The following is a 5,479-nucleotide window of genomic DNA, read 5'->3' on the forward strand; positions in this document are numbered from 1 at the left end:
CAAACCCGCACCCTATGTCGAAGGCGCGGTAGCCCGAGCCCATCACAGTACCGCCCGCCTGCTTAAACGCGCCAAAGGCGGGACATCTTGATCAAGACCTTGAAAGGGCTGGCCCTTAATCCTTCAGCGACCGACATATCGCTTGAACGATTGGGATACGCTCGTGTTTAACGGGGAATTATATGACGGAGACGCAGCACGACAATATGTCAATCGAAAGACGAGTTATTAAAAAAATCATCTGGCGCGTCGTTCCGTTTCTGACAACCTGTTACATTTTTGCAATACTTGACCGAAACAATATCGGCTTGGCAGCACTTCAAATGAACAAGGATATTGGCTTGTCCAAGTCAGTGTTCGGTTTTGGAAGCAGCCTGTTTTTCATTGCCTATTTTCTTTTCGAAATACCCAGCAACATTATTCTCCAGAAGGTCGGTGCAAGGGTTTGGCTTGCACGCATAATGATCAGTTGGGGGCTGGTTGCAGCGGCCATGGCACTTGTCCGCGGACCGGTCTCCTATGGTGTCGTGCGATTCGTGCTAGGTGCCGCCGAAGCCGGCTTTTTTCCTGGCGTGCTGCTCTACCTCACATTCTGGCTGCCGTCTGCCTACAGGGCTCGCGTGATCGCCTTGTTGATGGTGGCGATTCCGCTGTCTGGATTTTTCGGCTCTCAGATCTCCGGATGGCTGCTGTCACTGGACGGTCTGTTCGGACTGCGAGGCTGGCATTGGCTCTTTATCGCCGAAGGGTTGCCAGTGTTCGTCCTCGGCCTGATCTGTCTGTTTCTCTTGACCGACAGCCCGCAAAGCGCCTCATGGCTCTCCTCGGCTGAGAAGGCTTGGCTTGTGTCGCGCTTGCAGAGCGAACGCGACGTCGCCCGCCCGATCGACGATATCTCGATGTCGCAACTGCTGCGTAACCGCTCTGTCTGGGGCCTGACGTTGGCCAGCGCTGCAGCACTGGCGGCAGGGAGCGTGCTGGGCGTGTGGCAGCCGCAACTGATCAAGGCGCATGGACTGACCGACGCGCAGACAGGCATCCTCAACTCCATCCCCTACGGCATCGCGTCGGTGCTCATGATTATCTGGGGCTGGAGTTCCGATAAAACGAACGAGCGCCGGTGGCATACGTGTGTGCCATTGATTCTGATCGCGGTGGGATTCTCCGCCGCAGGATCTGCAAGCAGTCTCACAACGATTCTCGCGTTGCTCTCGTGTGTGCTGGTTGGCGCCTACTCTTTCAAAGCACCGTTCTGGGCTTTGTCGCTCGAGTTTCTTTCGCCACGCGTGGCAGCCGTCGGACTCGCAGGCATCAACGCGGTCGGCACGTTGGCGGGCGGGCTGATGGTCAACGTCTATGGCTTCATCCTTGAAAGAACCGGCAGCACCAACCTTGCCATGATGCCGACCGCACTCATGGGATTGGCGGGCGGCCTCGTGATTCTGACGATATCGCGCAGTAACCGGGGAGGCATTCTCGAAACACGGGGATGATCCTGGTCGCTTCCAAACGCCGCGCAACGGCGCATCGAGCACATGGATGCACGGTAGTTGACCAATCAACTCAGATTGACTTGCGTGGGCGGGATGACACAACCGGCGATAGAGGTCACGTCGTTTGTCGAGCCATCCCGCAACGCTCCGCGGCCTTTCTTTGATACGTCCATTGGTCCGTTATCCGGTTCGGATGCCGTGCCCTATTTGAATGATTCGGAGGATAGTTTGACTGTCAAAGTACTTGGTGATGAAGCTTATGTGAAGCTCGATGATCCGGAAGCCGCATCGATCCGCGCCGCGCTGGCCGGAATCGACTACGATCCCGGCGGCGGCCCGGAATACATCGCGACACTTCGGAAAGCCTTTTATTCGAGCTTTCCGGACAGAATGATCCGCCTCTTCGAGACGCTGAAGGAATCAAGCGGGACCAACGTTCCATACCTGATCGTCGACAATCTGCCGATTGACGACAATGTCACTGGCAGTCCTTCATTTAACGAAACCGGTGCGGCCTTCAAGGCGGGCGTGCTCAGCGAAAATCTCCTGTCGGCCATTGGCGCGGCGATTGCCGAACCCTACTCGATTTATCACGAAGGTCGGGAACTCATCAACAATCTGACACCTCACCTGCATAAGGCGAGCGAGTACACAGGACTTGGTTCACTAGTCGAACTCGATTTCCATACGGAGAATGCCGCCCAGGCGCATATGCCCAATGGCGACACCTCACCGATTGCGCTCATTCTGCTTGGAATCCGCCAGCAATCGGGAGGCGGAGAGCCCGAGACACATTTGTCAGACGCGAGAAAGGCCTTGAGTCTGCTGAGCGACGATGATATCCGCTACCTGCGGGGCCGCCATTTCATAATCCGTGTTCCCTATCGCTGGCGGGGCACGACGTCCAGACCGCAAGATAACACCGATTTGTGTTCGATCGTATCAGGGCCAGCGGAGGCTCCACGCATCACGGTCGCTTTCTATCCCGACATGGTTCTTCCCGTCAATCAAAACGCACGGGTGGCATTGGACAACTTCTATCGGGCGATTAAGTCCGTCTCTGTGGGCATGAAAATCACCCCCGGCCGACTTGTCTACATCAACAATCGTTTCTCCCTGCATTCGCGGGACAAATTCTCGCCGACGTTCGATGAAAACGGTAGGGCGAATCGGTGGGTACAGCGTGTCTTTCTGGCGCCAAACCTATGGAACTATCGAATGTTTGACAGGACGCTGGCTCGGGTCTTCGATCCAAGCTCGCTCAACAAGACCAGCCGGCTCCGGGAGCAAGAGAACGTGAGTGCCGGTTGAAAGCGCAATCGCCCGTTCCATCTCGTGAATCGGCCCGACAATTGCTAGCGAATCTCGTTGTGCTCGCAACGTGGCCTTTCGATCGGCGCCTGTTTCAGTAAATTCATAACATCCGGACTTTTACGTGCCAACTTCGAACAGTTCGTCGGGTGCGACCATGGCAATTATCGGTGGCGGAGCGGCGTGTATCTCCTTCCTGTTTCATTTCGTGGAGCTTCACTTCCGCCGCGCCACGGATACTCGCAAGATTCTGGTCTTTGAAAAGGAGCGCCCCGTTGGTCCCGGTCTTGCGTATCAGGAAGACCACGCGGACCTCATTCTCAATCGCGTCGCGGAGACGATGTCAATCTCCCCTGCCAATTCCACCCTGTTCGCGAAATGGATGGTGTGGAAGGCAAACTACTCGCGCGAAATACATGAGGCAACGGGCGGTAGTTTTCCGGATGTCTATCTCCCTCGACGTTTATTCGGAAGGTTCCTACGCGACTCGTTCCGGGAAATCCAGAACACGGCGGCGGAGCACGGCGTCGTCATCGAGGTGATTCGCGAAGCCATCGTAAGAATAGACCGATCTCCTGAGCTGCGTGTCCACAGTCGGACTGGCAGTTGGGCCGCCGGGAACGTCGTTCTTGCGACCGGGCATACGAACCCCAAAGATCACTACGGGCTGTCCGGCCACAATCGATATATTCACTCAGCCTACCCGGTAAGCGATCATCTCGAGAAGCTGAGATCCGCATCATCCATCTGCATTCTGGGTGCCAGCCTGACCGCCATCGACGTAGCGGTCAGTCTGCAATCGGCTGACTACCGGGGGCGCATCGACATGCTATCCCGGCGAGGCTTGCTGCCCTACGTAAAGGGAAATAGCTACCCGCCGCATGTTCTTCAGCATCTGACCGAGCTGGCATTAAAGCGGATAACCGATGACGGGATATCCAAGGTTAGCTTGCGGAGCGTGCTTCGCCTGTTGAGGCGTGAGCTGCACTCTGTCGGCGTCAGCTGGAAAATGTTGTTTGCGAACGAATATCCTGATGCAAAAGACCATCTCGATGCGCAGATTGAGAGTGCAGGTGAAATCAGGCCATGGGCGCCGATATTCCGCGCGATAAACGGCCTTGTGCACGATCTTTGGAATTCGCTCGACGAAGCATCTCAACACATCTTCCTGCGCCGCTTCTCCAGACGCTGGATGTCTATCCGTACACCTATACCCATTCAGAACGCGAAACGCCTACAGGCTATGATGCGGACTGGCCAGCTTCGCGTATCTTCCGGGCCCGCGACGTTCTCCGTGGTTCCATGCGGACGACTCGAAATGACGCGACAGGACGGATCGAAGCGGCACTACGACGCGGTGGTCAATGCGACGGGAACGGCTGCTTCCGTTGACGGTCCGCCGGACTCGGAGCTGATATGGTCGCTCGTTCAATCAGGTATCGCGGCCGCGGATGCAAGGGGAGGAGTCAAGGTCGATTTTGCAAGCGGAGCGTTAATCTCCGATACCGGAGCGATAGACAGAAGCATACGCGCGGTAGGGCACGTTACGAGCGGCACCTATTTTTATGTCGATTCTCTCGACATGATATCGCGCCAGGCTCAAAGAATTGCCGCGGACCTGATGGAGAACATCTGCGGTGATAGCCACGGAATTGCGTCGCAAAGGGCGCTTGAAATTCCAGATTCCAGCCTGATAGCCTGACCCATGAACCTGACACTGCACAATTATTTCAACAGTTCGACGTCGTATCGCGTGCGTATCGCGATGAAACTCAAGGGCGTCGACTACGAATCTATTCCGGTCAACCTCAGGAAGGACGAGAACTGTACGCCCGAGTATCTGGCTCTGAACGCCGCCGGCGGCGTTCCGCTGCTTGTCGGAGAAGAGATCACCTTGCATCAGTCAATTGCAATCATCGACTGGCTGGATCATGTTGTTCCTGAACCTAGGTTGATTCCGGAAGAACCGTTCCAACGGGCTCGCACGCTTGAACTGTCGTTCGCAATCGCGTCCGACATTCACCCCGTCAACAACTTGCGGATACTGAAGTACCTCACTCGAACCTTTAACGCCACCGATTCCCAGCGGGCGCAATGGTATCAACATTGGATTCATGAAGGGTTTGTCTCCGTGGAAAGCCTGCTACGCAGATACCGGCAAGGCTCGCTCTGTTTCGGCGACGTTCCGACGCTGGCGGAGTGTTGCTTGGTTCCGCAAATCACGAATGCATTGCGAGTTGGCTGTGACTTTTCCAGCTTTCCAATTTCGATGGAGATCTTCGAGAGGTGCATGACAATGCGTGCCTTTCTCGAATCGGCTCCCGCTGCGCAGCCGGACTATGTACCTTAACGCCGCACTTCAGTGCGGAGACCGCTAGCGCGACAACGCGCATCAATCGAGACTTTTAAGATGAATACTGTAAGCGGGCTCCAACCGGCTGGGCGGCGCAATGGCATGGGCATGACGCTTGCCGCAACGAGCTTCGGCTTTGTCGCGGTCCAGCTCGACGTGACGATCGTCAATGTAGCGATGCCGAGCATCGGTGCCAGCTTCACTACGGGCGTGTGTTACGTCCCGCTATATCTGGGTTCCAGCGGAGGTGTTTATCTCGGTATCAAATAGGATGAAGTTTGGAACTTAACCCTGAACATCATGAGATGAGACGGACGTAAAG

The 5,479-nt window shown here is 55.8% G+C and carries 5 protein-coding genes; all 5 read left to right on the forward strand.

Features of this window, described 5'->3' with window-relative positions; all coding sequences use genetic code 11:
• The first annotated feature begins 182 nt into the window (after positions 1-182).
• The 5 genes from KHO33_RS41445 to KHO33_RS41465 all read left to right on the forward strand — a co-directional run bounded on the left by KHO33_RS41445 (position 183) and on the right by KHO33_RS41465 (position 5,427).
• Positions 183-1,493: an MFS transporter gene (locus tag KHO33_RS41445; protein WP_200568506.1), complete on the forward strand. Its 1,311-nt coding sequence runs from the start codon at positions 183-185 to the stop codon at positions 1,491-1,493.
• 57 nt (positions 1,494-1,550) lie between these two features.
• Entirely contained in the window at positions 1,551-2,804 is a 1,254-nt protein-coding gene (locus KHO33_RS41450; RefSeq protein ID WP_234480962.1) for a TauD/TfdA family dioxygenase, read from the forward strand.
• A gap of 157 nt (positions 2,805-2,961) precedes the next feature.
• Entirely contained in the window at positions 2,962-4,506 is a 1,545-nt protein-coding gene (locus KHO33_RS41455; protein ID WP_200568505.1) for an FAD/NAD(P)-binding protein, read from the forward strand.
• 9 nt (positions 4,507-4,515) lie between these two features.
• Positions 4,516-5,154, forward strand: coding sequence for a maleylacetoacetate isomerase (gene maiA / locus KHO33_RS41460; RefSeq protein ID WP_200568507.1), 639 nt, complete (start codon positions 4,516-4,518; stop codon positions 5,152-5,154).
• A gap of 60 nt (positions 5,155-5,214) precedes the next feature.
• Positions 5,215-5,427, forward strand: coding sequence for a hypothetical protein (locus KHO33_RS41465; RefSeq protein ID WP_200568509.1), 213 nt, complete (start codon positions 5,215-5,217; stop codon positions 5,425-5,427).
• Positions 5,428-5,479: the final 52 nt, after the last annotated feature.

This window comes from Paraburkholderia nemoris, assembly GCF_905221015.1.
In the GTDB taxonomy this organism is placed as follows: domain Bacteria; phylum Pseudomonadota; class Gammaproteobacteria; order Burkholderiales; family Burkholderiaceae; genus Paraburkholderia; species Paraburkholderia nemoris.

Coding starts and splice junctions, on each gene's coding strand:
- KHO33_RS41445 (WP_200568506.1), top strand. CDS start 183: ATGACGGAGACGCAGCACGACAATATGTCAATCGAAAGACGAGTTATT.
- KHO33_RS41455 (WP_200568505.1), top strand. CDS start 2,962: ATGGCAATTATCGGTGGCGGAGCGGCGTGTATCTCCTTCCTGTTTCAT.
- KHO33_RS41465 (WP_200568509.1), top strand. CDS start 5,215: ATGAATACTGTAAGCGGGCTCCAACCGGCTGGGCGGCGCAATGGCATG.